The sequence below is a fragment of the Mesorhizobium mediterraneum genome, assembly GCF_002284565.1.
Taxonomy (GTDB): domain Bacteria; phylum Pseudomonadota; class Alphaproteobacteria; order Rhizobiales; family Rhizobiaceae; genus Mesorhizobium; species Mesorhizobium mediterraneum.
Window position 1 is genome coordinate 71,444 of sequence record NZ_NPKI01000041.1, and the last position, 25,344, is coordinate 96,787.

At 61.9% G+C, this 25,344-nt stretch carries 24 protein-coding genes; 14 read left to right on the plus strand and 10 right to left on the minus strand.

Annotated features, from left to right (window positions below):
- Positions 1-71: 71 nt before the first annotated feature.
- From dusB to hflX, 8 genes are all read left to right on the plus strand, one after another.
- Positions 72-1,100, plus strand: coding sequence for a tRNA dihydrouridine synthase DusB (gene dusB, locus CIT25_RS29100; RefSeq protein ID WP_095488620.1), 1,029 nt, complete (start codon positions 72-74; stop codon positions 1,098-1,100).
- Entirely contained in the window at positions 1,097-2,239 is a 1,143-nt protein-coding gene (locus CIT25_RS29105; RefSeq protein ID WP_095488621.1) for a two-component system sensor histidine kinase NtrB, read from the plus strand. The genes dusB and CIT25_RS29105 overlap by 4 nt, the downstream gene beginning before the upstream one ends.
- Complete coding sequence (gene ntrC / locus CIT25_RS29110) at positions 2,236-3,696, plus strand: nitrogen regulation protein NR(I) (protein WP_095488622.1); 1,461 nt, start codon at positions 2,236-2,238, stop codon at positions 3,694-3,696. Before CIT25_RS29105 ends, ntrC begins: the two co-directional genes overlap by 4 nt.
- A 223-nt stretch (positions 3,697-3,919) precedes the next feature.
- Complete coding sequence (locus CIT25_RS29120; protein WP_167391097.1) at positions 3,920-6,205, plus strand: sensor histidine kinase NtrY-like; 2,286 nt, start codon at positions 3,920-3,922, stop codon at positions 6,203-6,205.
- Complete coding sequence (gene ntrX, locus CIT25_RS29125) at positions 6,195-7,556, plus strand: nitrogen assimilation response regulator NtrX (RefSeq protein ID WP_095488624.1); 1,362 nt, start codon at positions 6,195-6,197, stop codon at positions 7,554-7,556. Before CIT25_RS29120 ends, ntrX begins: the two co-directional genes overlap by 11 nt.
- A 181-nt stretch (positions 7,557-7,737) precedes the next feature.
- The gene (locus CIT25_RS29130; RefSeq protein WP_095488625.1) at positions 7,738-8,601 is read left to right on the plus strand and encodes a D-amino-acid transaminase; all 864 of its coding nucleotides are present in this window, start codon (positions 7,738-7,740) and stop codon (positions 8,599-8,601) included.
- A 145-nt stretch (positions 8,602-8,746) separates the two neighbouring features.
- Positions 8,747-8,992 (plus strand): RNA chaperone Hfq, encoded by a 246-nt coding sequence (hfq, locus tag CIT25_RS29135; RefSeq protein ID WP_006202172.1) that lies wholly within the window; start codon positions 8,747-8,749, stop codon positions 8,990-8,992.
- Entirely contained in the window at positions 8,993-10,384 is a 1,392-nt protein-coding gene (hflX, locus tag CIT25_RS29140) for a GTPase HflX (protein WP_095488626.1), read from the plus strand.
- Positions 10,385-10,390: 6 nt separating this feature from the next.
- Here hflX and mazG read toward each other — a convergent pair whose 3' ends face one another.
- The 3 genes from mazG to CIT25_RS29155 all read right to left on the minus strand — a co-directional run bounded on the left by mazG (position 10,391) and on the right by CIT25_RS29155 (position 13,831).
- Positions 10,391-11,215, minus strand: coding sequence for a nucleoside triphosphate pyrophosphohydrolase (gene mazG / locus CIT25_RS29145; protein WP_095488627.1), 825 nt, complete (start codon positions 11,213-11,215; stop codon positions 10,391-10,393).
- A gap of 84 nt (positions 11,216-11,299) precedes the next feature.
- Positions 11,300-12,484: an amino acid aminotransferase gene (locus CIT25_RS29150; protein WP_095488628.1), complete on the minus strand. Its 1,185-nt coding sequence runs from the start codon at positions 12,482-12,484 to the stop codon at positions 11,300-11,302.
- Between the two features lie 180 nt (positions 12,485-12,664).
- A complete protein-coding gene (locus CIT25_RS29155) occupies positions 12,665-13,831 on the minus strand; it encodes an OpgC family protein (RefSeq protein WP_095488629.1) in 1,167 nt (388 codons plus the stop codon).
- A gap of 352 nt (positions 13,832-14,183) precedes the next feature.
- On the opposite strand from CIT25_RS29155, the gene CIT25_RS29160 reads away from it, so the two are divergent.
- The 4 genes from CIT25_RS29160 (at position 14,184) to CIT25_RS29175 (ending at position 16,911) form a co-directional block, all read left to right on the plus strand.
- Positions 14,184-14,702, plus strand: coding sequence for a sigma-70 family RNA polymerase sigma factor (locus CIT25_RS29160; protein WP_245330029.1), 519 nt, complete (start codon positions 14,184-14,186; stop codon positions 14,700-14,702).
- Positions 14,703-14,710: 8 nt separating this feature from the next.
- Positions 14,711-15,484 (plus strand): anti-sigma factor family protein, encoded by a 774-nt coding sequence (locus tag CIT25_RS29165; RefSeq protein ID WP_095488668.1) that lies wholly within the window; start codon positions 14,711-14,713, stop codon positions 15,482-15,484.
- A 21-nt stretch (positions 15,485-15,505) separates the two neighbouring features.
- The gene (locus tag CIT25_RS29170; protein ID WP_095488631.1) at positions 15,506-16,222 is read left to right on the plus strand and encodes a Bax inhibitor-1/YccA family protein; all 717 of its coding nucleotides are present in this window, start codon (positions 15,506-15,508) and stop codon (positions 16,220-16,222) included.
- Positions 16,223-16,347: 125 nt separating this feature from the next.
- Complete coding sequence (locus tag CIT25_RS29175; protein ID WP_095488632.1) at positions 16,348-16,911, plus strand: DUF2076 domain-containing protein; 564 nt, start codon at positions 16,348-16,350, stop codon at positions 16,909-16,911.
- A gap of 238 nt (positions 16,912-17,149) precedes the next feature.
- On the opposite strand, the gene CIT25_RS29180 is transcribed toward CIT25_RS29175, so the two are convergent.
- The 3 genes from CIT25_RS29180 to CIT25_RS29190 form a co-directional block, all read right to left on the minus strand.
- Complete coding sequence (locus CIT25_RS29180) at positions 17,150-18,418, minus strand: acyl-CoA dehydrogenase family protein (RefSeq protein ID WP_095488633.1); 1,269 nt, start codon at positions 18,416-18,418, stop codon at positions 17,150-17,152.
- Between the two features lie 220 nt (positions 18,419-18,638).
- Positions 18,639-19,130 (minus strand): cysteine hydrolase family protein, encoded by a 492-nt coding sequence (locus CIT25_RS29185; RefSeq protein WP_206073008.1) that lies wholly within the window; start codon positions 19,128-19,130, stop codon positions 18,639-18,641.
- A 141-nt stretch (positions 19,131-19,271) separates the two neighbouring features.
- Complete coding sequence (locus tag CIT25_RS29190) at positions 19,272-19,520, minus strand: DUF1127 domain-containing protein (RefSeq protein ID WP_095488669.1); 249 nt, start codon at positions 19,518-19,520, stop codon at positions 19,272-19,274.
- A 135-nt stretch (positions 19,521-19,655) separates the two neighbouring features.
- On the opposite strand from CIT25_RS29190, the gene CIT25_RS29195 reads away from it, so the two are divergent.
- Positions 19,656-21,164, plus strand: a complete 1,509-nt coding sequence (locus CIT25_RS29195; RefSeq protein ID WP_095488634.1) for a winged helix-turn-helix domain-containing tetratricopeptide repeat protein — start codon at positions 19,656-19,658, stop codon at positions 21,162-21,164.
- Positions 21,165-21,216: 52 nt separating this feature from the next.
- Here CIT25_RS29195 and CIT25_RS29200 read toward each other — a convergent pair whose 3' ends face one another.
- The 4 genes from CIT25_RS29200 to CIT25_RS29215 form a co-directional block, all read right to left on the minus strand.
- Positions 21,217-21,609 (minus strand): GFA family protein, encoded by a 393-nt coding sequence (locus CIT25_RS29200; protein WP_095488635.1) that lies wholly within the window; start codon positions 21,607-21,609, stop codon positions 21,217-21,219.
- A gap of 104 nt (positions 21,610-21,713) precedes the next feature.
- On the minus strand, positions 21,714-22,625 hold the full coding sequence (locus CIT25_RS29205) for an agmatinase (RefSeq protein WP_095488636.1): 912 nt from the start codon (positions 22,623-22,625) through the stop codon (positions 21,714-21,716).
- A 105-nt stretch (positions 22,626-22,730) separates the two neighbouring features.
- Complete coding sequence (locus CIT25_RS29210) at positions 22,731-23,192, minus strand: SRPBCC family protein (protein ID WP_095488637.1); 462 nt, start codon at positions 23,190-23,192, stop codon at positions 22,731-22,733.
- Positions 23,193-23,469: 277 nt separating this feature from the next.
- Complete coding sequence (locus CIT25_RS29215; RefSeq protein ID WP_095488638.1) at positions 23,470-24,417, minus strand: homocysteine S-methyltransferase family protein; 948 nt, start codon at positions 24,415-24,417, stop codon at positions 23,470-23,472.
- A gap of 244 nt (positions 24,418-24,661) precedes the next feature.
- Here CIT25_RS29215 and CIT25_RS29220 point away from each other — a divergent pair, with 244 nt between their 5' ends.
- Positions 24,662-25,321, plus strand: a complete 660-nt coding sequence (locus CIT25_RS29220; RefSeq protein WP_095488639.1) for a TetR/AcrR family transcriptional regulator — start codon at positions 24,662-24,664, stop codon at positions 25,319-25,321.
- Positions 25,322-25,344: the final 23 nt, after the last annotated feature.

The following is a 25,344-nucleotide window of genomic DNA, read 5'->3' on the forward strand; positions in this document are numbered from 1 at the left end:
ATTGCGCGTTGCACTTCGCTATCATTCTGGCTAGAGAATGTGCAGCAATTAAAAATGCTTGGTTTTTGTGCATGCTTGACCTGACCAAATTGGCTTCGCCGCTGGACGTGGGAAGTGTGAGAATCCGCAATCGCGCCTTCCTCGCGCCCATGTCGGGTATATCAGATGAGCCGTTCCGGCAGCGTGCCTATGCGCACGGCGCCGGGTTGGTCGTGTCGGAGATGGTGGCGAGCGGCGAGCTTGCCAAAGGCAGGGCCGGTTGCGGCTTGCGCATCCGTCATTCCGGGCTGCCTGTGCACATGGTGCAGCTTGCCGGCCGTGAGGCGGCGCACATGGCCGAGGGCGCCCGTATAGCCGCGGGCGAGGGCGCCGACATCATCGACATCAACATGGGCTGCCCGGCCAAGAAGGTGACGGGCGGCTATGCCGGTTCGGCGCTGATGCGCGATCTCGATCACGCTTTGTCGCTGATCGAGGCGGTGGTCGGCGCGGTCGAGGTGCCGGTCACGGTCAAGATGCGGCTCGGCTGGGACGAAAGCGCGCTCAACGCGCCGATGCTGGCGCGCCGCGCTGAGCAGGCGGGCGTCAAGATGGTGACAGTGCATGGCCGCACGCGCTGCCAGTTCTACCAGGGCAAGGCCGACTGGCGCGCCATCGCACGCGTAAAGCAGGCTGTGTCGATACCGGTCGTTGCCAATGGCGATGTCGGCTCGCTGGCCGAGGCAGCAATGATCCTCGACCAGTCCGGCGCCGACGCGGTGATGATCGGCCGCGCGCATTATGGCGCGCCGTGGACGGCAGGCAGCATCGCGACAGCCGCGGCGAAGAAGGCAACGCCCGGCGTGCCTGAAAGCCCTGAAGTGTTGGCCGACTATGTCGTTGCCCACTACGAGGACATGCTGACGCTCTACGGCACCGAAAGCGGCGTGCGCCAGGCGCGCAAGCATCTTGGCTGGTATCTCGACCGCCACGCCGCTGGCGTCGCTGATGAGCAGCGAAAGGCCATCCTCACCTCCTTCGAGCCCGTCCGCGTCATTGCCGCGTTGCGCGAGGTGCTTTCACACGCTCCCGAGGCGATGAACCTGCGGGGCGCGGCATGAATGCCACCGTTACACAGAGCACGGATATGGCGGACGCCGCCCACATCGTGCTCAACACCATCCGCCGCCCGGTGATCATGGTCGATGCGGAAGGGTTCATCACCTTCGCCAATGCCGATGCCGAGGATTTCTTCCGTTCGAGCGCGACCATGCTCGCCCGTAACACACTACCCAAGCTCATTCCCTTCGGCAGTCCGCTGTTGACGCTTGTCGACCAAGTGCGCGAGCGCCGGGCGCCCGTCAACGAATATCGGGTCGATGTGTCGTCGCCGCGTCTTGGCATCGAGAAAGTCGTCGATCTCTACGTCGCGCCGGTGTCGGAATTTCCAGGCTCCGTCGTGGTGATGTTCCAGGAACGATCGATGGCCGACAAGATCGATCGGCAGATGACGCATCGCGGCGCGGCACGCTCGGTGACCGGCTTGGCCGCGATGCTTGCCCACGAGATCAAGAACCCGCTATCCGGCATCCGGGGTGCTGCCCAACTGCTCGAACTGTCTGCTTCCGATGAAGATCGCGCGCTGACCCGGCTGATCACCGACGAGACTGACCGAATAGTCTCGCTGGTCGATCGCATGGAGGTGTTTTCCGACGAGCGACCGATTGACCGCTATCCGGTCAATATTCATGTCGTTCTCGACCATGTGAAGGCGATCGCCAAGAACGGTTTTGCCAAGCGGATCAAGATATTGGAGGATTATGATCCATCATTGCCTCCAGTTTTTGCCAATCGTGATCAGCTCATCCAGGTGTTCCTCAACCTGGTCAAGAATGCTGCCGAGGCCATTGGCGGCGATCCGCAAGGCGAGATCACCCTGTCGACCGCGTTCCGGCCGGGCATACGTGTCTCCGTTCCGGGATCGCAAGGCCGCGTGTCGCTGCCGCTCGAATTCTGCGTGCGCGACAACGGCTCCGGCGTTTCCGAAGATATCCTGCCGATCCTGTTCGATCCCTTCATCACCACCAAGCCGAACGGGTCGGGGCTTGGTCTTGCGCTGGTCGCGAAAATAGTCGGCGAGCATGGCGGCATCATCGAATGCGATTCGACGCCGCGCGGAACCACTTTCCGCATTCTGATGCCAGCCTGGAAAGAAACGCCGTTCGGCACAGACGATGATGGCGAAGGAGACCGCAAATGACGGTTCGCGGCAATATTCTCGTCGCCGACGACGATGCGGCCATCCGCACCGTCCTCAACCAGGCGCTTTCGCGCGTCGGCCATGAGGTGCGCGTGACGTCCAACGCCTCGACGCTGTGGCGCTGGGTGGCGGCGGGCGAGGGCGATCTCGTCATCACCGACGTGGTCATGCCGGACGAGAACGCCTTCGACATGCTGCCGCGCATCAAGAAGGCGCGACCGGAACTGCCCGTCATCGTCATGAGCGCCCAAAATACGTTCATGACCGCGATTCGCGCCTCCGAGACCGGCGCCTACGAATATCTGCCGAAACCGTTCGACCTGACCGAGCTTCTCAACATCGTCAACCGGGCGCTTTCCGAACCCCGACGGCCAAAGATAGATGCGCGGGCGGACGAGCCGCCGGAAACGATGCCGCTGGTCGGCCGTTCGGCCGCCATGCAGGATATCTACCGCATGCTGGCGCGCATGATGCAGACCGACCTGACGGTGATGATTTCAGGCGAATCGGGCACCGGCAAGGAACTGGTGGCACGCGCGCTGCACGAATACGGCCGCCGCCGCGGCGGGCCCTTCGTTGCGATCAACATGGCGGCGATCCCGCGCGACCTGATCGAATCGGAACTGTTCGGGCACGAGAAGGGCGCCTTCACCGGCGCGCAGAACCGCTCCACCGGCCGTTTCGAGCAGGCCGAAGGCGGCACGCTCTTCCTCGACGAGATCGGCGACATGCCGATGGAAGCGCAGACGCGCCTGCTGCGTGTCCTGCAGCAGGGCGAATACACCACGGTCGGCGGCCGCACGCCGATCAAGACCGACGTGCGCATCGTCGCCGCTACCAACAAGGATCTGCGCACGCTGATCAATCAGGGGCTTTTCCGCGAGGATCTCTTCTATCGCCTGAACGTCGTGCCGCTAAGGCTGCCGGCGCTGCGCGAGCGGTCCGAGGACGTTCCGGATCTCGTGCGGCACTTCTTCAAGCTCGGCGCCAGCGAGGGCCTGCAGACCAAGCGCATTTCCACCGGCGGCATCGAGCTGATGAAGCGCTATCCGTGGCCCGGCAACGTGCGCGAGCTCGAAAACCTTGTCCGCAGGCTGGCCGCGCTCTATTCGCAGGATGAGATTTCCGCCGAGATCATCGAGGCGGAACTGAAGACCGGCGAGAGGCCGGTCGTTCCCGGTGGCGGCAACCTCATTCCCGACGACCTGTCCATCGGCCAGGCGGTGGAACATTTCCTGCAGCGGTATTTTGCGTCATTCGCCGGCGATTTGCCGCCTGCCGGCCTCTATCAGCGCATTCTCTCCGAGGTCGAATATCCGCTGGTGCTGGCCTCGATGACGGCAACCCGCGGCAATCAGATCAAGGCTGCGGAACTCCTGGGCCTCAACCGCAACACGCTGCGCAAGAAGATCCGCGAACTCGGCGTCAACGTCTACAAATCGACCAGGCAGGCTTAGAGCGAGGCACGTTCCATTCGGACGTACAAAGTTCGCTCTGACGCATTGAGTTTTCGCATCGTGTTTTCCGAAAAATCGATCTCGATTTTCGGGCCGGTGCGATAGAGCGGCGCCTTTTCCGGGGGATCGATCGCCGAAACATTTCCGTCCAGGTCACACTTGTTGCATAATCGCCACAATGCGTTGCATACATCCGACGCAATCACTGGCTCTAGACGGCGACATGGCTTCACAGGCACCGACACTGAGCGAACCGCTTTTTAGCGAACCCGGCACAAGGGAAGGGCGCCGGCTGCTTGCGCTGCCCGGCGTGGTGGCAGTTGCCGGTGCGCTGGTTACGGCGGCGATCTCCTTCGCCATTCTCGTCGGTGCCACGCCGATCACGCCGGACGAGAGGACGACGCTGGCGCTCATCGCCCTCAACGCGGCGTTCATCGTGTTTCTGATTGCGCTGGTCGGCCGCGAAGTGCATCGCATCGTGATGGCGCGCCGGCGTGGCAAGGCGGCGTCGCGGCTGCATGTGCGGATCGTCGCAATGTTCGCGCTGGTCGCCGCGATTCCCGCCATCATGGTGGCGATCATCGCCTCGATCACACTCGACATCGGCCTTGATCGCTGGTTCGAGATCCGCACCAAGACGATCGTCAATTCGTCGCTGTCGATCGCCGATGCCTATGTGCAGGAGAACGCGCGCAATCTCCAGGGAACGACCTTGTCGATGGCCTACGATCTCGACGCCTCCCGCACGCTCTACGGCCTCGATCGAACCGGTTTCCTCGATCTCATGAACAAGGAAGCCGTCGGACGCTCGCTGGCCCATGCAGCGCTGGTCAAGCCTGACGGCTCATTCGTCATGAGCGCCAAGACCGACGCCGATTTCGCCATGCCGGAGCCGCCGGAAGGCGCCATGAGCAGTGCCGCCGACGGCAAGCCGGTGCTGATCGAACCGAAGACGCGCAACATCATGGGCGCCATCGTCAAGCTGCGCGAGATCGAAGGGCTCTATCTCTACACCATCCGCCTGGTCGATCCCGAGGTGATCAAGGCGCGGCAGATTGTCAGGTCCAACACCGACGAATATCGCGGTCTGGAAGCCAATCGCCGCACGTCGCAGGTGGCCTTCGCACTTCCCTACCTGTCGCTGACGCTTATCATCATTCTGTCCGCCATCTGGACCGGCATTGCCGTGGCTGATCGCCTGGTGCGGCCCATCCGCCAGCTCATCGGCGCGGCCGACGAGGTCGCGACCGGCAATCTCGACGTTGCCGTGCCCGTTCGGCCCTCCGACGGCGACGTCGCCTCGCTCGGCGACACCTTCAACAAGATGCTGCTGGAACTGAAATCGCAGCGTAACGAGATTCTGTCCGCCAAGGACTTGATCGACGAGCGGCGGCGTTTTTCGGAAGCTGTGCTTGCCGGCGTCACCGCCGGCGTCATCGGCGTCGATCCGTATGGCATCGTCACCATCGTCAATCGGTCGGCCGAAACGATGCTGGCCATATCCGCGACCGCCGCACTCGGGCAAAACCTCTCCGCCGTGCTGCCGCATGTCGGCCGAGTCTTCGAGATCGGCCGCAAGTCGGGCAAGCCCGTCCACCGCGAGCAGGTGACCTTCTATCGCGCCGGCACGGAGCGGACCTTCAACGTGCAGATCACGGTCGAGGCCGGCGACGACGGTTCGGAGGAGAAATCCTATGTCGTGACGGTCGACGACATCACCGATCTGGTCCAGGCGCAGCGTTCCTCGGCATGGGCGGATGTGGCGCGGCGCATCGCCCACGAGATCAAGAACCCGCTGACACCGATCCAGCTTTCCGCCGAGCGCATCAAGCGCCGTTACGGCAAAGTCATCACCGAAGACCGCGAGGTTTTCGATCAGTGCACCGACACGATCATCAGGCAGGTGGAGGATATCGGCCGCATGGTCGACGAGTTCTCCGCTTTCGCACGCATGCCCAAGCCCGAAATGAAGGCCCTCGACTTGCGCGAGTCGTTGCGCGAAGCCTCGTTCCTCGTCGAAGTGAGCCGCGCCGATATCACCTTCGAGCGCGTATTCGGCAACGAACCGCTCAAGGGCACTTTCGACAGCCGCCTGATGGCGCAGGCTTTTGGCAATATTATCAAGAACGCAGCCGAGGCGATCGACGGACTTGATCAAAAGGACCGCTCGCACGGCATAATCCGGATTCAAGCCGGGCGCCAGAATGGCGCGATTCGCATTGACGTCATCGACAATGGCAAGGGCTTGCCGCGCGAGAATCGTCAGCGATTGCTCGAGCCTTACATGACGACACGCGAGAAGGGCACGGGGCTTGGCCTCGCTATCGTCAAGAAGATAGTGGAAGACCATGGCGGCTGGCTCGAACTGCATGACGCGCCGGTGGATTTCCACGGCGGGCGAGGCGCGATGATCAGCATCATCCTGCCGCTTGCCGCCACCGTGCCGTCGAGCGGCGAAGGCAGGACGGAACACGAAAGAGAAACTGAAAAGGTCGGTAATGGCGTCTGACATTCTCATCGTCGATGACGAGGAAGACATCCGCGAACTTGTCGCCGGTATCCTGAGCGACGAAGGTCACGAAACCCGCACGGCATTCGATGCCGACAGCGCCCTGGCTGCGATCGCCGACCGGGCGCCGAGGCTGATTTTCCTCGACATCTGGCTGCAAGGCTCACGTCTGGACGGACTGGCGCTGCTGGACGGGATCAAGACAATGCATCCGAGCCTGCCCGTGGTGATGATCTCGGGCCACGGCAACATCGAAACGGCGGTCTCGGCCATACGTCGCGGCGCCTATGACTTCATCGAGAAGCCGTTCAAGGCCGACAGGCTGATCCTTATCGCCGAACGTGCGATTGAAACCTCTAAGCTGAGACGCGAGGTTTCGGATCTCAAGCTGCGCAGCGGCGAAACCTTCGACCTGATCGGCATGTCGTCGGCGATGAGCCAGTTGCGTCAGACCATCGAACGCGTCGCGCCGACCAACAGCCGCGTCATGATCATCGGCCCGTCCGGGTCGGGCAAGGAACTCGCGGCACGCGCCATCCACACACTGTCGGCGCGCAAGGGGGCACCGTTCGTCACGCTGAGCGCTGCCAACATCACGCCCGAACGCATGGAAGTCGAGCTGTTCGGCACCGAATCAAACGGTGTCGAACGCAAGGTCGGCGCGCTTGAGGAAGCCCATCGCGGCATTCTCTACATTGACGAAGTGGCCGACATGCCGCGCGAAACGCAAAACAAGATCCTGCGCGTGCTGGTCGAACAGCAGTTCGAGCGGGTAGGGGGCACCAAGCGGGTCAAGGTCGATGTCCGAATCATATCGTCGACCTCGCAGAACCTGGAGGCGATGATCGCCGACGGCCGTTTCCGGGAGGATCTCTATCACCGCCTGGCGGTGGTTCCGGTGATGGTGCCGGGGCTGGCCGAGCGGCGCGAGGACATCCCCTATCTTGTCGACAATTTCATGAAGCAGATCGCCCGCCAGGCCGGCATCCGGCCGCGGCGCATCGGCGACGACGCGCTGGCCGTGCTGCAGGCGCACAACTGGCCGGGCAACGTCCGCCAGCTGCGCAACAATGTCGAGCGGCTGATGATCCTGGCGCGCGGCGACGATGTCGATGCGCCGATCACCGCAGACCTCTTGCCTGCCGAGATCGGCGACGTCATGCCGCGCACGCCAAACCAATCCGATCAGCACATCATGGCGCTGCCGTTGCGTGAGGCGCGCGAGCAGTTCGAAAAGGATTATCTGATCGCCCAGATCAACCGTTTTGGCGGCAACATCTCGAAAACGGCCGAGTTCATCGGCATGGAGCGCTCGGCGCTTCACCGCAAGCTGAAGTCGCTGGGCGTCTGATAGCCCATCCAATGGTGGCCTACGCAATTATCGGTTACGGCGCCGGCGGAATCGCATAAGAAAGCGCCGCGCGTCTTTTGGCACGCGCAAAGGACGCTGTAGCATTTTGATTTTTGCGCATGACCCGGAAAATCGATTCCGATTTTCGGGGTCATGCGCTGACTTCTCCAGGGGTGACCTCATGCCGCGCATTGCCTATGTGAACGGGCGCTATGTCGCTCACGGCGACGCTTTCGTCCATATCGAGGACCGCGGCTATCAGTTCGCCGATGGAGTCTACGAGGTTTGCGAGGTGGCGCGCGGCTTCATCGTCGATATGCCTCGCCATCTCGGACGGCTGAACCGCTCGCTGACCGAATTGTCGATCGACTGGCCGGTCACGCGGGGCGTGTTGCCGATTATTTTGCGCGAGGTGGTCCGCCGCAACCATGTCACCGATGGCTTGGTCTATCTTCAGGTGACGCGTGGCGTCGCCAGCCGCGACTTTATTTTCCCGGCGGCGGGCACGAAGCCGTCGCTGGTGGTGACCGCCAGGAAAGCCGACCCCGCTGCTGCCGCGAAGAGGGCCGAAAGCGGAATCAAGGTTATCACCGTGCCGGAGAATCGTTGGGACCGGGTCGATATCAAGTCGGTCGGCCTGTTGCCAAATGTGCTCGCCAAGCAGAAGGCCAAGGAAGCCGGCGCCCAGGAGGCCTGGTTCGTCGATGCCGACGGCACCGTCAAGGAAGGTGGATCGTCGAATGCCTGGATCATCACCAGGGATGGCGTGCTGGTGACGCGTCCGGCCGAGCACGGCATCCTGCGCGGCATCACCCGCACCACGCTGTTCGATGTGGCCGCCAAGCTCGGCCTGAAGATCGAGGAGCGGGGCTTTTCGGTCGCCGAAGCCAAGGCCGCGCGCGAGGTTTTCATCAGCTCCGCGACCACGATCGCCATGCCGATCGTGGCGATCGACGGCGCTCCCGTCGCCAACGGCCATCCGGGCTCGATAACACTTTCCTTGCGGCAAGCCTTTTTTGACGTTGCGGAAAAAAGTCCAGCCTGATAACCGCACAGGTGGAATGAACATCAATATATCTCGTTCTGCTTGTCGTTATTGACGGCAAGATGGTGTTTGCGTGCTTGACACGTGCCGGGTAATTTGGCGCATTGAGTTGCAAACCGAAGGGGATCGGCGAAAGACAAGAACAATGGCGGAACGATCGCAAAATCTTCAGGACCTGTTCCTGAATTCAGTTCGCAAAAGCAAGAACCCACTCACCATCTTTCTCATCAACGGCGTGAAGCTGACCGGTGTGGTCACTTCGTTCGACAATTTCTGTGTTCTGCTGCGTCGAGACGGCCATTCCCAGCTCGTCTACAAGCACGCCATTTCCACGATCATGCCGAGCCAGCCGGTTCAGATGTTCGATGGTGAGGAAAGCCAGGGCGCCTGATTGGCACGTAGGAAAGACGCGGACCGCAGCGTTCGCGAAAAATCAGCATATCAGCCGGGGACGGAAGCCGAAGGCCCGACCCGGGCTGTGGTTATCGTGCCTGTGCTTACCCGCCAGCCGCGCAGCGACGAAGACACGAATCGTCCGCGCTTGACGCGTTCCGCCGAGGCCCGCCACAACGAGGCGGTTGGCCTTGCCCAAGCCATTGACCTCGACCCGATCCATACCGCGGTGGTGACCGTCAACGATCCGCGCCCGGCGACCTTGCTCGGCAGCGGCAAGGTCGCGGAGTTCGCCGAGATCGTCAAACAGGGCCATGCCGAACTGGTCATTGTCGACCATCCGCTGACGCCGGTGCAGCAGCGCAATCTGGAAAAAGAGTTGAACGCCAAAGTGCTGGATCGCACCGGGCTGATCCTGGAGATTTTCGGCGAGCGCGCGCGGACCAAGGAAGGCACGCTGCAGGTTGATCTTGCGCACCTCAACTATCAGAAGGGCCGGCTCGTGCGAAGCTGGACTCACCTCGAGCGCCAGCGCGGCGGCGCTGGCTTTCTCGGCGGCCCTGGCGAAACGCAGATCGAATCGGATCGCCGCGCCCTGCAGGACAAGATCAAGAAGCTGAAGCTCGAGTTGGAAACAGTGCGGCGCACCCGTGACCTGCACCGCGCCAAGCGCAAGAAGGTGCCTTTCCCGGTGGTGGCGATCGTCGGCTACACCAATGCCGGCAAGTCGACGCTGTTCAACAAACTGACCGGAGCAGGGGTGCTGGCCGAGGACATGTTGTTTGCCACGCTCGACCCGACACTGCGTCGGGTGCGGCTGCCGCACGGCACGCCGGTCATCCTTTCGGACACGGTCGGTTTCATTTCGGACCTGCCGACGCATCTGATCGCGGCCTTCCGGGCCACGCTGGAAGAGGTGGTCGAGGCCGATCTCGTCATCCATCTGCGCGATATTTCGGACCCCGACACGGCCGCCCAGGCCGAGGATGTCGAGCGGATCCTTGCCGATCTCGGCGTCGATGCCGGCGACAGCAAGCGCGTCATCGAAGTGTGGAACAAGATTGACCTGCTCGACGAAGGCAACAGGGCTCGGCTTCTTGCCGATGGCGCCGATGGCAACAAGACGCCGCCGATTGCCATATCGGCCGCCACCGGCGAGGGCATCGATGTGCTGAAGGCGATCATTGAGACAAGAGTTTCAGGCGAGCTGGAAACGCTGACCATCACGCTCAAGCCTGAGCAGCTCGGGCTCGTCGACTGGCTCTACCGCAATGGCGACGTCGTCTCGCGCACCGACAATGAAGATGGCGGCGTGACCGTCGCGCTCAAGGCGACGCAAAGCGCGCATGAAGAGATAGAAAGCCGATTGCACCGTAAAAACAACGGATAGTCGCTGTTACTTCGCGCTCTTGGCTTGCTGCCAAAACGCCTCCATCTCGTCGAGCGAGGCCTTTTCCAGCGTGTTTCCGGACGCTTCCAGCGCTTGCTCGACGTAGTGGAACCGCGACCGGAATTTCTCGTTGGTGCCGCTGAGCGCCGCTTCGGAATCGACCTTGAGATGACGCCCGAGATTGACGACGGCAAACAGCATGTCGCCGAACTCGTCCTTGATCGAAGCCGTATCGCCCTTGGCCAAGGCCTCGCGCAACTCGCCGATCTCTTCCTCTATCTTGTCGAGGATCGGCGTGGCCTCGCTCCAGTCGAAGCCGACGCGGGCAGCTTTCTCCTGCAGCTTGAGCGCCCGGGTCAAAGCGGGCAGGGCGACCGGTACGCTGTCCAGAAAACCCTTGCCGTGATCCTCCGGATCGTGCCCGCGGGCGAGGCGGGCGCTGCGTTTCTCAGCCTTCTCCTCGGCCTTGATCTTTTCCCACATACCCTTGGCCATGCCGGCGCTGCGCGCCTTCTCATCGCCGAAGACATGCGGGTGGCGGCGGATCATTTTCGTGGTGATGGCCTGGACCACGTCGCCAAAAGCGAATTCACCAGCCTCCTCGGCCATCTGCGCGTGGTAGACGACCTGCAGCAGAAGGTCGCCGAGCTCGTCGCGCAGATCGTCCAGGTCGCCGCGCGCGATGGCGTCCGCCACCTCGTAGGCTTCCTCGATCGTGTAAGGCGCGATGGTCGAGAAATCCTGCTCGATGTCCCACGGACAGCCGGTTTCCGGGGCCCGCAGCGCCGCCATGATCTCAATCAGCCGGGAAATGTCCTTCGAAGGTTTCATCGGCCGGATGCTAGCCTGCGTCCGACCGCGTAGCCAACGCCGTCGGACGGCGAGGGGCGATTGTCCACAGCGCTGCTCAACGCCTCAGTCGAGCACGGAGACGATCGCCTTGGCGAGCGCGTCCATACCGTCTTCCGGCAGACCGGCGACATTGATGCGGCTGTCACCGACCATATAGACGCCGTGCTCGGCGCGCAGCCGCTCGACCTGCGCTTCGGACAGGCCAAGCCGGGAAAACATGCCGCGATGGCTGGCGACGAAATCGAAGCGATCGGAATTGGACTGCCGCCGCAGCGCTTCGGCGAACTGCACCCGAAGCCGCAGCATGCGCAGGCGCATCTCCTCTAGCTCCGCTTCCCAGTCGGCGCGCAGCGTGGCGTCTTCAAGCACAGTGCGCACCGCGGCCGCGCCATGGTCCGGCGGCATCGAGTACATGGCGCGCGCCGCCGACAGCATCTGGCTCATTGCCACATCCGCCTGCGCGCCGTCTTTAGCCAGGATCATCGCCGCGCCGACACGGTCGCGATACACGGCAAAGTTTTTCGAGCAGCTCGAGGCAACGACCATCTCCGGAACTTTTTCAGCCAGCAGGCGCAAGCCGGCGGCGTCTGCGTCCAGGCCTTCGCCAAAGCCCTGATAAGCAATGTCGACAAACGGCAGCAGGCCGCGCTCGACGACAAGGTCGGCTATTTCAGCCCACTGCGCGATGTCCAGATTGGCGCCTGTCGGATTGTGGCAGCAACCATGCAGCAGCACTACGTCGCCGCTCTTGGCGGTCGCCAGCGCGCTCATCATGTCGGCGAAGCAAACAGCACCTGAGGCAGCGTCGAAATAGGGATATTCGCGTATCTGCAAGCCGGCGGCGCGCATCACCGGCATGTGGTTCGGCCATGTCGGGTCCGACAGCCAGATCGTTGCGTCCGATCGCGTCCTCTTGAGCAGCTCAGCCACCAGCCGCAGCGCGCCTGAGCCGCCGGGCGCCTGCGCCGCACGTATGCGTGTAAGCTCGGCCGCAGGGCCAAAGACCAGCCTCGCCATCGCCGTGTTGAAGCCGGTATCGCCGGCAAGGCCGAGATAGGTCTTGGTATCCTGGCTCTGCAGCAATCGCTTTTCGGCTTCGCGCACGGCGCGCATCACCGGCGTCTTGCCATCGCGATCCTTGTAGACGCCGACGCCGAGGTCGACCTTGTCGGGGCGGGGATCGGCGCGATAGAGGCCAATCAAAGCAAGGATCTTGTCGGCTGGGGTAGGCTGAAGATCTTCAAACATCGGCGCGGTTCCGTTGGCGGCGGAGTGATACGCAAATCGGCCGTGCTGCGCCAGCGGTTTTCATTTGCGCCAAGTTGAAAACCGCCAACCGGGACTGGACATAGAAATCCATAGCGTGCCTCGAGGAGAGGCTCGCACCCGGCGAAAGGCCTTGATGGCACGGCGCGTCGCGCCGTTCTATCACGCTGGCTTGAGGGCAGCAGACGGCAAGGCAGCGGCAGGTTGCTGCTTCTTGGCACCCCAACCGATCCGCGGCAACCATTCGAGGTAGTAGGCGAAGCCGAACTGCAGCGCGATGCCTGTCGTGATCAGGATCGTGTCGTAGAGCAACCCGCCTGGGCTGACGACCTTCATGACCTGCGCAATCATGGCGAGGATCGTTCCGGCGATGAAGACCGGCAGCGAATGCTTGCCGAGAACCGCGAGCGGGTGTCCGGGCCTGGTCCTCGCCAGGTTGGAAAGCGCCGGGAGCGTCACGATCAGATAGGCGATCGCCAGAATGTGCATGAGCCGCGACAGCGACAGGAATGTCTTATCGAAACCGGTCAGCACGGTAGGCAGGCCGGAGGCCGTCTCGATGCCCCACAGCGGCAGCCGCACCCAAATCAGCGCGCCGACCAGATACCCGACGGCCGCGCTCGTCATCATCCAGTTGAAGCGGATTTCGCCGCCGCGCTTGACATGCAGCATGCCGGCGATCCCGATGACAAACAGAAATTGCCAGGAGAGCGGGTTCAGGAACCAGAAGCCGTCGCCGGGAAAATTCGAAGGCGCGATCTGGAAAATGCCGGCGATGAGCCAGAGGGCAGCGGACGCAGCGAGCATCAGCCGCAGGCTGAACGTGCCGATCCACAGGAAAAGCGGCATCATCAGAAGCACCACGGCATACATGGAAAGAATGTTGTTGTAGCCGATCTGATGCCCGAGCGCGGCGATGCCGAGCAGCGCTTCCGGCGTGTCCTCGATGATCATCTGGATGTTGATCAGCTTCAAAAGATCGGGCCGCGAGAAATGCAGTGCAGCTGCCGAGAAGATCGCCAGCGTCGCCACGGTGGTCATGACGTGGGTGACATAGAGGACACCCGCGCGCCGCCAGGCCTTCAGGGTGATGAGCAACCGGTTTCCCGGCCGGAACTTCTGTCCGTAGGCGAGCCCGACAGCGATACCAGAAATCAGCACGAAGGCTTCGGCCGAATCGGAAAAGCCGAAATTCTTGTGCGTGAAATACTCGAAGACCGTCCCGGGCACATGGTTGACGAAGATCGTCAGTAGCGCTAGCGCGCGGAAGACATCGATGCGGGTATCCCGCTGGGTTGGCGCATTACCTGTCGTGTCGGGGCTTGTCATATCGGGTCGATAATTCGTGGAACAAAGCGGGCCCAAAGGACCGTCGGCGAAGGGAAGATTCGGCGGTGAATGTTTCCTGCCTATAACTCGCAAGTGCCCCGAAAAAGATGACACCTTCGCGATTTTCCGCGTCACAAATTAATTCACGTGTAAACATCGAAATCCCCGGCGCCGCTAAGCCGCACGGCGAATTGTGGCGGCTGAGGGGAGGGCCGCTCGGTCGCGGACAAAGAAGCCGCACGCGCGATGGTGAGGCATTGCACCGTTATGTCTGACCTTCCCGGATCGCAAAAAATTCAAAGAGCGGGATTAAAAACCTGCCATGCTCCGTAAACAGGACATGAGAGGGTCGATGCCACGCTTCGATATCATAGGACAGCTTGGTTCCCTGCGGCGCTACGCGCGTTCGCTAACGCGCGACAGCGCCGAGGCAGAGGATCTGGTGCATGACGCGCTGGTGCGCGCCTATGAGCGGCGCGGCACCTTCCGATCCGGCGGAAACCTGCGCGCATGGCTGCTGTCGATCGTCCACAACGCTTTCATTGACGGCTTGCGGTCCCGCAAGTCTGAAGCGGCGCGCGTCGAGCAGGCCGGGTATCTTGCCGACGCCAGTATGCAGGCTCCCCAGGAGCATTCCGTCCGCTTGGCGCAGGTGCGCGAAGCCTTTTTCAAATTGCCGGAAGAGCAGCGCTCGGCGCTGCATCTCGTCGCCATCGAGGGACTTACCTACAGCCAGGCGGCCGAGGCCAGCGGCGTGCCGTTGGGAACGCTGATGTCGCGCATCGGCCGGGCGCGGGCGGCGCTCCGTGAGATGGAGGACAAATTGCCGGCGCGTGTGAAAAGCCACCTCAGGATCGTGGGAGGCCCGTGATGTCTGCGATGAACGAACTGCGCGACCCGGTGACCGATGCCGATCTCGACGCCTATGTCGACGACCAGCTGGACGTTGCCCGCCGCATCGAGGTCGAGGCATTTCTTTCCGCCCGTCCGGAGGCCGCCGCTCGCGTGATGTCCGACCTCAGGACGCGCGACGAACTGCGCGTGGCACTTGCCGGATCCAAGGGCATGGCGCGGCCGGCAACGGCCGACGCGGCGCGGCGGCTGGAACGCGGGCTGGCCCGGGGTCGCGTGTTAGGCACGTTGCGCCGGGCTGCGGCAGTCGCAGTCCTGCTGACCGCGGGCTGGCTGGCGAACGGCATCGTCGGGCCGATATCGGTGACGAAGGTCGTCGCCTCGACACAGCCGCCCGCCTATCTGGAGGAGGCGATCCGGGCACATGGGACGACAATCATGCGCGAGGCCATGTCATCCCAGCCTGAAGCGCCTGACTACGATGCGGACGAAATCCGCGCCGCCACGGCGATCGTCATGCCGTCGCTGCCAAAGGACTGGAAGGTTCGTGACGTCCAGATTTATCCGTCGCGGTTCGGCCCGAGCGTCGAGATGGCTGTCGAAACAAGGGACCTGGGACTGGTCTCGCTCTTCGCGATCAGGCCCGGAACGTTCGACGTGGTCAAGCCGACCGCCGCCCCCTCTGGCGAAATTTCCTCGGCCTATTTCCAGATCGGCGAAGTCGCCTACGCGGTCGTCGCCCGAAGCGGTATCCGCGATCTCGATCGCACCGCCGAGACGCTCGCCAAAACGCTTTACTGACCCTCACCAAGGAGAACTCGCATGAATACCCCCAATCTAGGATACCGCACGGGCGTCGGAGCCCAAACCGGGGCCGTCTTCGACGAAGGCCTGCGCAAGCACATGCTGCGCGTCTACAACTACATGGGAGTCGGCCTCGTCGTTACGGGCGTGATCGCCTTCATAGTGGCGTCTACGCCAGCCCTCTACGTCCCGATATTTTCCACTCCGCTGAAGTGGGTGGTGATGTTGGCGCCGCTCGCCTTCGTGCTGCTGTTCTCGTTCAAGATGCAGACGATGTCGGCGGCCGGCGCCCAAGCGATGTTTTGGGCATTCTGTGCGGTGATGGGCCTGTCTCTGGCCTCCGTGTTCCTGGTCTTCACCGGCACGAGCATCGCGCGCACCTTCTTCATCGCCGCCACCATGTTCGGCGCCACCAGCCTTTACGGCTACACGACCAAACGCGACCTGACCCAGTTCTCGTCCTTCCTGATCATGGGCCTGATCGGCGTGGTGATTGCCAGCATCGTCAACATCTTTCTCGGCTCGACTGCGCTCCAGTTCGCCATTTCGGTGATCGGCATCGCCGTCTTCATCGGTCTCACCGCCTGGGATACGCAGACGATCAAGGAGCAGTTTGCGGAGAATTTTGGTGCGGAATCGCAGCAGAAGCTAGCCGTCTTCGGTGCATTCTCGCTCTATCTGAACTTCATCAACATCTTCCAGTTGCTGCTGAACTTCACCGGCGAGCGCGAATAGCTGCGTCAAATCAAATGCATGTCGCGGCAGCGGTTTTGAAGCAGCGACATGCATAAATAGGGACGTAGAGCGCGCCGCGAGAATGTCCTGGACGCGGCGCGCGCAAATGACCGGAGTTGCTTCCCATGAACAGGAACGACCAGCAGGCGATTGGCAATCTTTTTGAGAAACTTGCGAATGTTGAGCGACAGACGCCGCCGCGCGATGCCGAAGCGGAACGCTTCATCAACGATCAGATTGCCCGACAGCCTGGCGCGCCATACTACATGGCGCAAACAATCGTCGTGCAAGAGCAGGCCCTGAACGCGGCACAGTCGCGCATCGAGGAACTGGAACAACAGGCACAGCAATCTGCCGGCGGCGGATTGCTTGGCGGCCTCTTCGGAGGCAGCGGCGCCAGGCGCTCGGGTTCGGTGCCGCGGGTCGGGCGCACCGCTGCCGCTGCACCGGAGCAGCCGCTTTCTGGCAATGATCGGCAGGGGGCAGGCGGCGGTTTCCTCGCCGGAGCCGCGCAGACTGCGATGGGTGTGGCGGGCGGCGTGCTTCTCGGCAACGCGATCGCAGGCATGTTTGGCGAAAGCGGCGAAGCGCAGGCAGCCGAACCGCCGGCACCACAGCCAGAGCAAGCCGACCAAGCAGACGATGCCGGCTCCGATGGCGGTGGTGATTTCGGCGATATTGAATTCTGACCATGCGCGGTGCGGGTGGGTCCGGCCTCGGACCACACGATATATGCCAATGGCTCGTCGGCCGTTGGCAGCCGCCTGCTGGCGGTCTCATGGACGGCTCTGTGGGAAAATATGACGCTGCTCGGCTTGGTCGATCGCACGAGTCCGGGGTTCTTTCACGCGGGACAATCACCTGATCGCGCATCGACCTCAGTTGGGAGCGCCGGGGAGGGTAGAAGGCATGGCAATCGAGAAAAGGTTAGGCTGATACGAGCCTATCGCTCGTGGCTGCATCGCGCGAAGGTGGAGAGTGCTGGTAGGACACTGGGCATTCATGGTGGGCCTGCGATCCAGCCGACGAAGCAAGCCGCTGTGACCACTGTGTCTTCGATGTGCCCAGGGCGAACTCTGCCAACCTGAGGAGCTGCACGTCAGAAGTGCCCGCCGGCGCGAAGATGTGGTGCGCATCCCGCAACAACCTTTCGATGGGCCGGTCGGCGAACAATCCACAAGCGGCATGCACTTCCATGGCGTTGCGGGCCGAATCCAAGGCGTGCTCCACGTTGATCAGCTTGGCATTTATCAGTTCAGCGTCACAAGGCAGGGCACGGTCCAGCATATGCACGGCGTGATAGGCGGCGAGCCGGGCGGTCATCAGCCGCGACTGCATCTGGCCGAGTTTCTGCTTGATGGTGGGAAGTTCGCAAAGAGGGCTGCCGTAACGGTGCTGCTGCGCGGCAAATGCCACGGTCTCCTCGACAAGCGCATGGTGGATTCCGAGCGCGACGGCGGTCAGGTTGGGCCTTCCGTAGAGGATGCTGGAAGAATAGGCCACAGCCAGGCCGTCGCCCTCCTTGCCGAGCAGGTTTTCAGCGGGGACCCGGCAGTTGTCGAAGACAAGTTCCCCAAAACCGAAGCCGTGCAGGCCCATCGCTGGCTTCAGTGCAGCGCGTGAGAAGCCGGGGCGATCCGCCTCTACGAGGAACGCGGACAGACCCTTCGAGCCGCCTCCGGTTCGGACGATCACCCCATGCAGATCGCCGACATGGCTATTGCCGACATACGTCTTGTGGCCGTTGAGGATATAGGCGTCCCCGTCGCGCTCGGCGTTCGATGCCATGCCGAGCACGTGGCTGCCGGACTCGTGTTCGGTTACGGCAATGGTCGGCAGACATTCCCCCTTGGCTATGGCCGGAAGCCATTTCCGCTTCTGGGCTTCGTTGCCGAAATGGAGAATTTTCGCGACGCCTAGCTGCGAGGCCTGCACCATCGCTCCCATGGCGCCGCTGACGCGCGAGATTTCCTCGATGACGATGGTCTTGGCCAGATGCCCGAGACCCAAGCCGCCAAATTCTTTGCCAATGGTGATGCCGATCCAGCCCTGGCGGGCGATCAGCCAAGATAGATCATGGTCTACAGACCGCGAGGCTTCCATGGCAGGTATACGGGGCCGGATCTCGGCCTCCGCAAAGGCCCGTGCCCGATCCCGAATCTGATCGTGGCGCTCGGTAGCGAAGTAACTGTCCATCCGATCCTCCTGACTTCCGGAGCGCGATGATCGGAGCAGCGGACTACCGGACAATTTCACGGGGAGGGGAATTCGGTTACATCCGAAACAGGGAAGCTACCTCCGTGACTCGAGACATGACCGTCTGGTGGCAAGTTGCGGTGCCTTTCAGACGTTCACTAGGTCGCACTGAGAGCTTCAACGATCTCTGAAACAGTCGCTATTTTGGCGATCTTGCCGTTCATGTAATCCAGGGAGACGCGCGCGTGCTCTGCGTCGTAGGAGCCGATGCATTCCTCGGCCAAGACCACTCGGAAATCTCGTAGGCGTCCACCGCAGCCACACGGATACAGGCGTGTGTATTGACGCCGCATAAAACCAGTTCACCGGCGCCAAATTCAGCCAGTAGCTCGTCAAGTCCCGTCTTGAAGAACGCGCTGTAGCGCTTCTTGACTATCGTCGCATCGCTTGGCTGCCAATCGAGCTCAGCGTGAAGCAGGGCACCTCTCGTGCCCTGAATTGTAACGGCGATGCGTTTGTCGCGCATCTCAAGAAATGCGTCGCTGAGATCCGAACGGAACTCCTGCCGCACCCAGATCACCGGGAGCTGTAAACTCCTGAAAGCGGCCACCAGCCGGTTGGTATTCTGAACCAGTCGATCGGCTTTATCTGCTTCCCACAGGTCGAGATACTCATTCAGCAGGTCGATGATAAGGAGGCAGCATTTGGTCATCGTCGAGCTATATGAAGCGCTGAATGCAGATTTGTGACGAGGCCGTATCTCCTAGCGAGCTGTCAAAGCGATTTAGAGACGCGCCGGCGAACCACTGCGGCACGCGGAAACTGGCGATCCGGTGTCTTTGCAGCATTCGCCTTATCGTTGCCAGAAGGGCAGCTTGGCGATCTCTTCCTCGACCTGCTGTCTCGTCAGACCGATATCGTCGATCAAGTGGGGATTGTCCTTCGACATTTGCTTAAGTTCCCAGCGAAAGCGTGTCCGCTCGCGCCAGGTCGCGATAATGCTTCGCAGGGTCGTCAGGTGCCGACGCGACACTTCCGCCGGCCTCACGGGCGTTTCCGGCCGCGATGCCTGATGCGGCGCCGATGCAAGGGTATCGTTCATGGCAACCTCCATATGGTTTGAGGGTCCGGGACCCTCGACCTGAAAGAGGTTGAATTCTGCAGGATACAAACAGCGCCGTAATTAAGCTCTCCCAAATAGTTTTCAAAACTTCCAAATCGGCTATAGATGCGCTGTATGCAAGGATCGCGCTTTGCCTTTGGTCCGTTCGTGCTTGATCCAGGTGCGGGAACACTCCTTCGGAACGATGTCCCCGTTGCCGTTGGCTACCGCGGGTTGAAGCTGCTTGCGGCGCTCGTCGGACGGCCCGGCGAAATACTTGAGAAGGCCGAGTTGATGGACGCGGCGTGGCCGGGCACTGCCGTCGAGGAAGGCAACCTCACCGTCCAGATCGCGCAACTGAGGAAGCTGCTTGGTCCGGCCACCGACGGCGGTGAATGGATCTCCACGGTTCCGCGCGTCGGCTACCGGTTCACGGGGGTCATCGAACAGCTCGGTGGCGCGAAGCGAAAACCTTTGCCGCTGCCCGGCAAACCATCGATAGCGGTGCTGCCCTTTGTTAACATCAGCAACGATCCCGAGCAGGAATCCTTCACGGATGGTTTGACCGAAGACCTGATCACCGACCTGTCCAGGGTCTCCGGCCTGTTTGTCATCGCACGCAACTCTGTCTTTGCCTACAAAGGAAAGGCGACGGACGTGCGCGATATCGCACAGGATCTTGGCGTGCGCTACCTGCTGGAGGGTAGCGCAAGACACGCCGCGGGGCGGGTGCGTGTCAACGCACAGCTGGTCGACGCGGAGAGTGGCGATCATCTGTGGGCGGAACGCTTCGATCGCAGCCTGGAAGACGTCTTTGCCGTTCAGGACGAGGTCACCGGCAAGATCGTGGAGGCGTTGCTCGGCCGGCTGCGTGCACCGCCGCCGCGCAATCGACCCAAAAATCTCGAGGCTTACGATCTGTGCGTGCGGGCGCGCAAGCTGATGGATGATTCGCCGCAGACGGCGCAGGAAGCGCATCTGATGCTCACCCGCGCGATTTCGCTCGATCCGGAATATGCCGAGGCCTATCGCTGGCTTGCCATGAATCACTGGATGGGATGGGTGCATTCTGGCGGACCAACCGAAACATCCCGTAGCGTTGCTTTGGAACTGGCGCGCAAAGCGGTGGCGATCGACCCCAACGATGCCGGCTGCCGCTGGGTTTTGGCTTACCTGCTTGCCTATGAGCGCGGCTTCGCCGAGGCCGATGCGGAATTCGCCAAGGCGATCGAGCTCGACCCGAACGAGGCCGATGCCTGGGCGGCATTATCCGACATCGCGGTCTTGGCCGGGCGGGTCGAGGAGGGGCTTGAGCACATTCGCAAGGCGTTCCGGCTGAACCCGTTTCCGGCAAGTTGGTACTATCTGACGCTCGGCCAGGCGCAATATGCTGCGCGCGAGTACGAAGCCGCTGTCGACACACTGCGCAGGGATGAGACCTATCGTACAAGCTCACGCCGTTTCCTGGCGGCAAGCCTTGCCCAACTCGGCCGACACGACGAGGCGCGCGCAGAGGTCGAGCTGTTTCTCGTCGGCAACCCGCATTTCACAACCCGCCACTGGGCCACGACGGAGCCATTCCGGGACGCTGCGACGCTTGAGCATTTCGTTGAAGGTTACCGCAAGGCCGGTCTTCCGGAGTGACGCGCCGGCGTGACCCTCCCAAACGGCCACTCGCACCGTTCGTGCGTGCGACCTACTCCTCAAAGCGACCCGTGGCGTCACGATCGCGCTCATATCGTCTCTTGAGCGGAAACGGTGGCAACCAGGATTCGCGACGGATGATCCAGCTTTCGTATGTTGGCATCAGCTGGTCGGGGGCATCCAGGGATCCCAGGTTCACTTCGATTTCGTCTGCGGTGCGCCCGAAAATGGTCGAGCCGCAGCGGGGGCAGAAAAACCGCCCGGCGTAGTCGCGTGTTTCGCCATCGATCGTTACCGCATCCTGGGGGAACACCGCGGAAGCGTGAAAAAGGGCCCCATGATGCTTGCGGCAGTCGAGACAATGACAAATGCCGACCCGGTATGGGAGTCCCGACGCCACAATTCGGACGTTGCCGCACAAGCAACCGCCGGTGAATCGGTCCATGCTGCGTCTCCTCCAAAACAAGCGGTGGGAATGTTTACAACGAACCCCGTCGGGGCGTCCATGGGCGGCGAGGGGGCGTTGAAGCTACGAGAGGAATCCAGGTTTCAAACCTGCCTAACAATGGTGCCGATCACATTGACGAGAAGGCGCGCGGCGGTCAGCGCCGACAGGCCGTCAATGTCGGCCGGGGGATAGAGCTCCACAAGGTCGAATCCTGCGATCTTGGCCCGCCTGCCGAGGCCCGCGATCAGGTCGATCACCTGCGTATAGGTGAGGCCGCCGGGCGTACGCGCCGCCACGCCCGGCATGATGCCGGGGTCGAGGCCGTCGCAGTCGAGGGTGACGACGACCCGTACTCCTTCCGGAATATGCTGGAGTGCGGCTTCGACGCCCTGGGCGTGAACCTCGCGGGCGGTCACGAAGCGGCTGCCATAGCGCCGCGCCGCTTCGATGTCAGTGAGGCGTGCGCTGCCGACGCCACGGATGCCGACCTGCACGATGCCGGCGACATGCGGCATCTCGCTCGCCCCGCGCATCGGGTTCGAATAGCCGTGGCGTTCGCCATGCAACTCGTCGCGCCAGTCGATATGGGCGTCGATCTGCAGGATCCAGATCGGCCCGTGATCCGCAAAGCCGGCGAGAAAGGGAATGGGTACGGAATCGTCGCCGCCGAGCAGGATTGGTACGGCGGGCAATGCCAGGACCTCGCGCGTCTTCGCCTCGATCCGGGCCCGGTTGCCGGCATTATCATGCATAGCGGTCGGGATGTCGCTGGCGTCGATGCAGCAGACCGGCTTGCCGTCGAACAGCGGGCCGCTGAGGTCGAAATCCCAGTGCTCGACGAGCTCGGCATCGTCTTGGCTCGCAGCGCGAATGGCGTCGGCGGCCAAGGCATAGCCGCTGCTGTCCTTGCCGGGATAAGTGCTGCCGTGACCGGCTCCGAAGATCACCGCACGAGGCATGCGGCCATCGGCGAAGCGATCGGGAAAGCCGAGAAAGGGAGGCGAGGCGGTCATTTTGTGATGGTCTTAGCTGAAAATTTCGGTGTTGAGAGGTGCAGGATGGGGTCGTCCGAATGCGAGATTGAGTCAGTCGACTGAATCGAAGCGAACGGTTGCCTCTCAGATAACGCGAGCGTTCGGTGCATGATCTAGGACGAGATTGGGCTCAATGCCATGCTCAAGGTAGAACTTCATGGCTGCTAACAGGTTTGTGAATCCTTCGGTGGAATTTATCGCTTCCTCCGCGCCGCCAGAAAAGCCCCAGTTTCTGACCGTGACGAAGGTCTGACCGTCTTCTATCGATCTAAATGTCCATTCGACGAAACTCGGATTTTCAGACCCGTTCCACTCGATCAGGATTCGCTCGTCCGGGTCGATAGCCTTTACGTCGGCGATTGTATGCACGCCATACATCTCCCAATCCCATCTGACCCTTTCGCCCACTTGCAACGGTGCGGCACCCTTGGAAAACCAGAAATGACATGTGATCCTCGGATCGATCAGTGATTGAAAGACCTCTGCGACGGGCTTGCGTATCATCATCTGTGCCTTGGCGACTGGCTGCTCAGACTTGTTGGACATCTGAATTCCACCCTTCCACAATTGCCGGTCTCAAGGTCTAACACGTATCGATGAGGGTTGTTCCGCCAGGGCGCAACCGCGCAGGGACGTGCTGCGCTCCATGATCTCAAGCCCGCCGCGTCGGGATAGTCGATTGCCCGGTCGGCTGGCTTCCACGTCGGAAAGTCGCATAAGATAGATTATGGAACTGATGTGCGGTTTTGATTGCGTTGCCTTTCGGCCCAGCCGCAGTTCCTTGTTCCTCGGAACTCAGCGGAACTGCGGCTGGTAGAGTCTCCTACGCCGCCTGCGGCACGCAGGCTTCGCAGATTGCTGCGATGTGCCGGTGGTCGGTGCCGCAGCAGCCGCCCAGGATGCGCATGGTCGGAAACGAGGTTCTCAGCCCGCTGTAGCGCCGCCCGAGGTCGTCCGGGTCGCCCGCGTCGAGCGTCTCCGATTCGTCCAGTTCGGCATGGCTTTTGGCCGAAGCGTTCGCCTTCACGCCATAGACGCGATCGAGCCAGCGCTCGCCCTTTTTCAGCGCCTGCATGAAATGCGTCGGATGTGCGCAGTTGATCATATAGTAGGCCGGCGCACCGTCCGTGGCGTCGTCAACCCTATCGATCGCCTCGCCGAGCGTCATGCCGGTCACCAGCTTCCCGTCGGTCTCAACGGTGAACGAGATCATACAGGGCATCGCATGCGCCTTGGCCGCCCGCGCCACGCCGATCGCCTCGTGGAAATTGGTGAGCGTATAGGCCGCCACCATGTCGGCCTCGGTCCGCGCGAAACTCTCGATTTGCGCCGCATGATAGGCTTCCGCCTCGTTGGCGTCCATATTACCAGCTTTGTAGCCGTCGCCGCGCGGCCCGATCGCGCCGCTGATGACGCAAGGCGTCTCGGCAGTCTCGAACTCCTTGCGCAGGTCGAGAAGAAGCTCGATGGAGCTCTCGTTGACGGCCCGCAACGCTTCCGGCCCGTAGCCGAGCAACGTTCCCCAATCGGGGTTGGCCCGCCACGTCGGCGTGTCGAGGATGAACCCGGTCCCGCCTCTGCGCGCAATGGTCAGATAGCGGACGTAATATTCCTTGAGCTTCTGCCGGCCTTCAGGCGTTGCCATCAGCGTGAATGAAGCAAAATGCGGAAGGTCGAGGCCTTCGTGAAAGATGAGGGTCGTCTCCATGCCGCCATCGCTCAAGAATGTTCTGTTGGCGAGTTGCGGCAGATTCTGGCGGTACTTGGCCATGTTTGTCTCCAGTGGTAAGATAACACCGTGCCGCCTTGGTTGCGGCCGGTTTCGGAATAGCCAAGTTTTAACAGCACGTGCCACCGGTGCGGTAGAAGGCTCGTGGTCCGGTACTCCACCGAAGCGGGAACCGCAGCAATTACAGACGGATAGCCGTTCTGGGTCGGTCGTATTGCTATCGGTGCCGAAGTTGGCGGGTGTGAAAACCATACCGCCGGTACAGTAAATTTGAGGGCATTCGGTCATGCGCAAGGGTGCGGAAACGCGCGAACGCATTCTGGAGATCGCCGAGGCATCGGTGCTCGCCAAGGGGTTCGGCGCGACTTCCATCGAGGAGGTGATCGCCGAAGCCGGCATCACCAAGAGCGGCTTCTTCTATCATTTCAAGGACAAGAACGAACTCGCCCGCGCCTTGATGCTGCGCTACGTCGAGGAGAACGACCGCATCTTCGACGATGTGTTTCACCGCGGCCGGCAATTGTCCGATGATCCGTTGCAGTCCTTCCTGATCACGCTCAAGTTGCTCGCCGAACTGATGGGTGACCTGCCGAACGGCCACCCCGGCTGCCTGATTGCGACGTTCACCTATCAGGAGCGCCTCTTCGACCGCAGCGTTCGCGAAATCGCTGCCAGCGCCGTACGCTCCTGGAACGGGCGGTTTCGCGACGCGCTGAATGAGATCGCGAGCGTTTATCCAGCCCACAAGGACATGGACCTCGACGACGTCGCCATCATGTTCTCCTGTGTGATCGATGGCGGCATCATCATGTCGCGGGGGCTCGGCGACCCCCGCGTCCTCGAACGCCAGATTCTCGCCTTCCGCAGCTTCGTAAAGATGTTGTTCGCGCCGGCTGCGCCCGACATCATGTTGCCGCCTGCGCACACCGCGGTCGCCGCCGAATAGCTGCGATATCAGGTGTGCCGGAC

What these genes read in the sequence shown, in the direction of transcription:
- CIT25_RS29195 (WP_095488634.1), top strand. Translation starts at nt 19,656, where the DNA reads ATGCAAGGATCGCGCTTTGCCTTTGGTCCGTTCGTGCTTGATCCAGGT.
- CIT25_RS29205 (WP_095488636.1), bottom strand. Translation starts at nt 22,625, where the DNA reads ATGACCGCCTCGCCTCCCTTTCTCGGCTTTCCCGATCGCTTCGCCGAT.
- CIT25_RS29190 (WP_095488669.1), bottom strand. Translation starts at nt 19,520, where the DNA reads ATGAACGATACCCTTGCATCGGCGCCGCATCAGGCATCGCGGCCGGAA.
- CIT25_RS29160 (WP_245330029.1), top strand. Translation starts at nt 14,184, where the DNA reads ATGCCACGCTTCGATATCATAGGACAGCTTGGTTCCCTGCGGCGCTAC.
- CIT25_RS29220 (WP_095488639.1), top strand. Translation starts at nt 24,662, where the DNA reads ATGCGCAAGGGTGCGGAAACGCGCGAACGCATTCTGGAGATCGCCGAG.
- CIT25_RS29210 (WP_095488637.1), bottom strand. Translation starts at nt 23,192, where the DNA reads ATGTCCAACAAGTCTGAGCAGCCAGTCGCCAAGGCACAGATGATGATA.
- CIT25_RS29175 (WP_095488632.1), top strand. Translation starts at nt 16,348, where the DNA reads ATGAACAGGAACGACCAGCAGGCGATTGGCAATCTTTTTGAGAAACTT.
- CIT25_RS29165 (WP_095488668.1), top strand. Translation starts at nt 14,711, where the DNA reads ATGAACGAACTGCGCGACCCGGTGACCGATGCCGATCTCGACGCCTAT.
- dusB (WP_095488620.1), top strand. Translation starts at nt 72, where the DNA reads ATGCTTGACCTGACCAAATTGGCTTCGCCGCTGGACGTGGGAAGTGTG.
- hfq (WP_006202172.1), top strand. Translation starts at nt 8,747, where the DNA reads ATGGCGGAACGATCGCAAAATCTTCAGGACCTGTTCCTGAATTCAGTT.
- mazG (WP_095488627.1), bottom strand. Translation starts at nt 11,215, where the DNA reads ATGAAACCTTCGAAGGACATTTCCCGGCTGATTGAGATCATGGCGGCG.
- CIT25_RS29150 (WP_095488628.1), bottom strand. Translation starts at nt 12,484, where the DNA reads ATGTTTGAAGATCTTCAGCCTACCCCAGCCGACAAGATCCTTGCTTTG.
- ntrX (WP_095488624.1), top strand. Translation starts at nt 6,195, where the DNA reads ATGGCGTCTGACATTCTCATCGTCGATGACGAGGAAGACATCCGCGAA.
- CIT25_RS29170 (WP_095488631.1), top strand. Translation starts at nt 15,506, where the DNA reads ATGAATACCCCCAATCTAGGATACCGCACGGGCGTCGGAGCCCAAACC.
- CIT25_RS29155 (WP_095488629.1), bottom strand. Translation starts at nt 13,831, where the DNA reads ATGACAAGCCCCGACACGACAGGTAATGCGCCAACCCAGCGGGATACC.
- CIT25_RS29130 (WP_095488625.1), top strand. Translation starts at nt 7,738, where the DNA reads ATGCCGCGCATTGCCTATGTGAACGGGCGCTATGTCGCTCACGGCGAC.
- CIT25_RS29185 (WP_206073008.1), bottom strand. Translation starts at nt 19,130, where the DNA reads ATGACCAAATGCTGCCTCCTTATCATCGACCTGCTGAATGAGTATCTC.
- CIT25_RS29215 (WP_095488638.1), bottom strand. Translation starts at nt 24,417, where the DNA reads ATGGCCAAGTACCGCCAGAATCTGCCGCAACTCGCCAACAGAACATTC.
- ntrC (WP_095488622.1), top strand. Translation starts at nt 2,236, where the DNA reads ATGACGGTTCGCGGCAATATTCTCGTCGCCGACGACGATGCGGCCATC.
- CIT25_RS29200 (WP_095488635.1), bottom strand. Translation starts at nt 21,609, where the DNA reads ATGGACCGATTCACCGGCGGTTGCTTGTGCGGCAACGTCCGAATTGTG.
- CIT25_RS29120 (WP_167391097.1), top strand. Translation starts at nt 3,920, where the DNA reads ATGGCTTCACAGGCACCGACACTGAGCGAACCGCTTTTTAGCGAACCC.
- CIT25_RS29180 (WP_095488633.1), bottom strand. Translation starts at nt 18,418, where the DNA reads ATGGACAGTTACTTCGCTACCGAGCGCCACGATCAGATTCGGGATCGG.
- CIT25_RS29105 (WP_095488621.1), top strand. Translation starts at nt 1,097, where the DNA reads ATGAATGCCACCGTTACACAGAGCACGGATATGGCGGACGCCGCCCAC.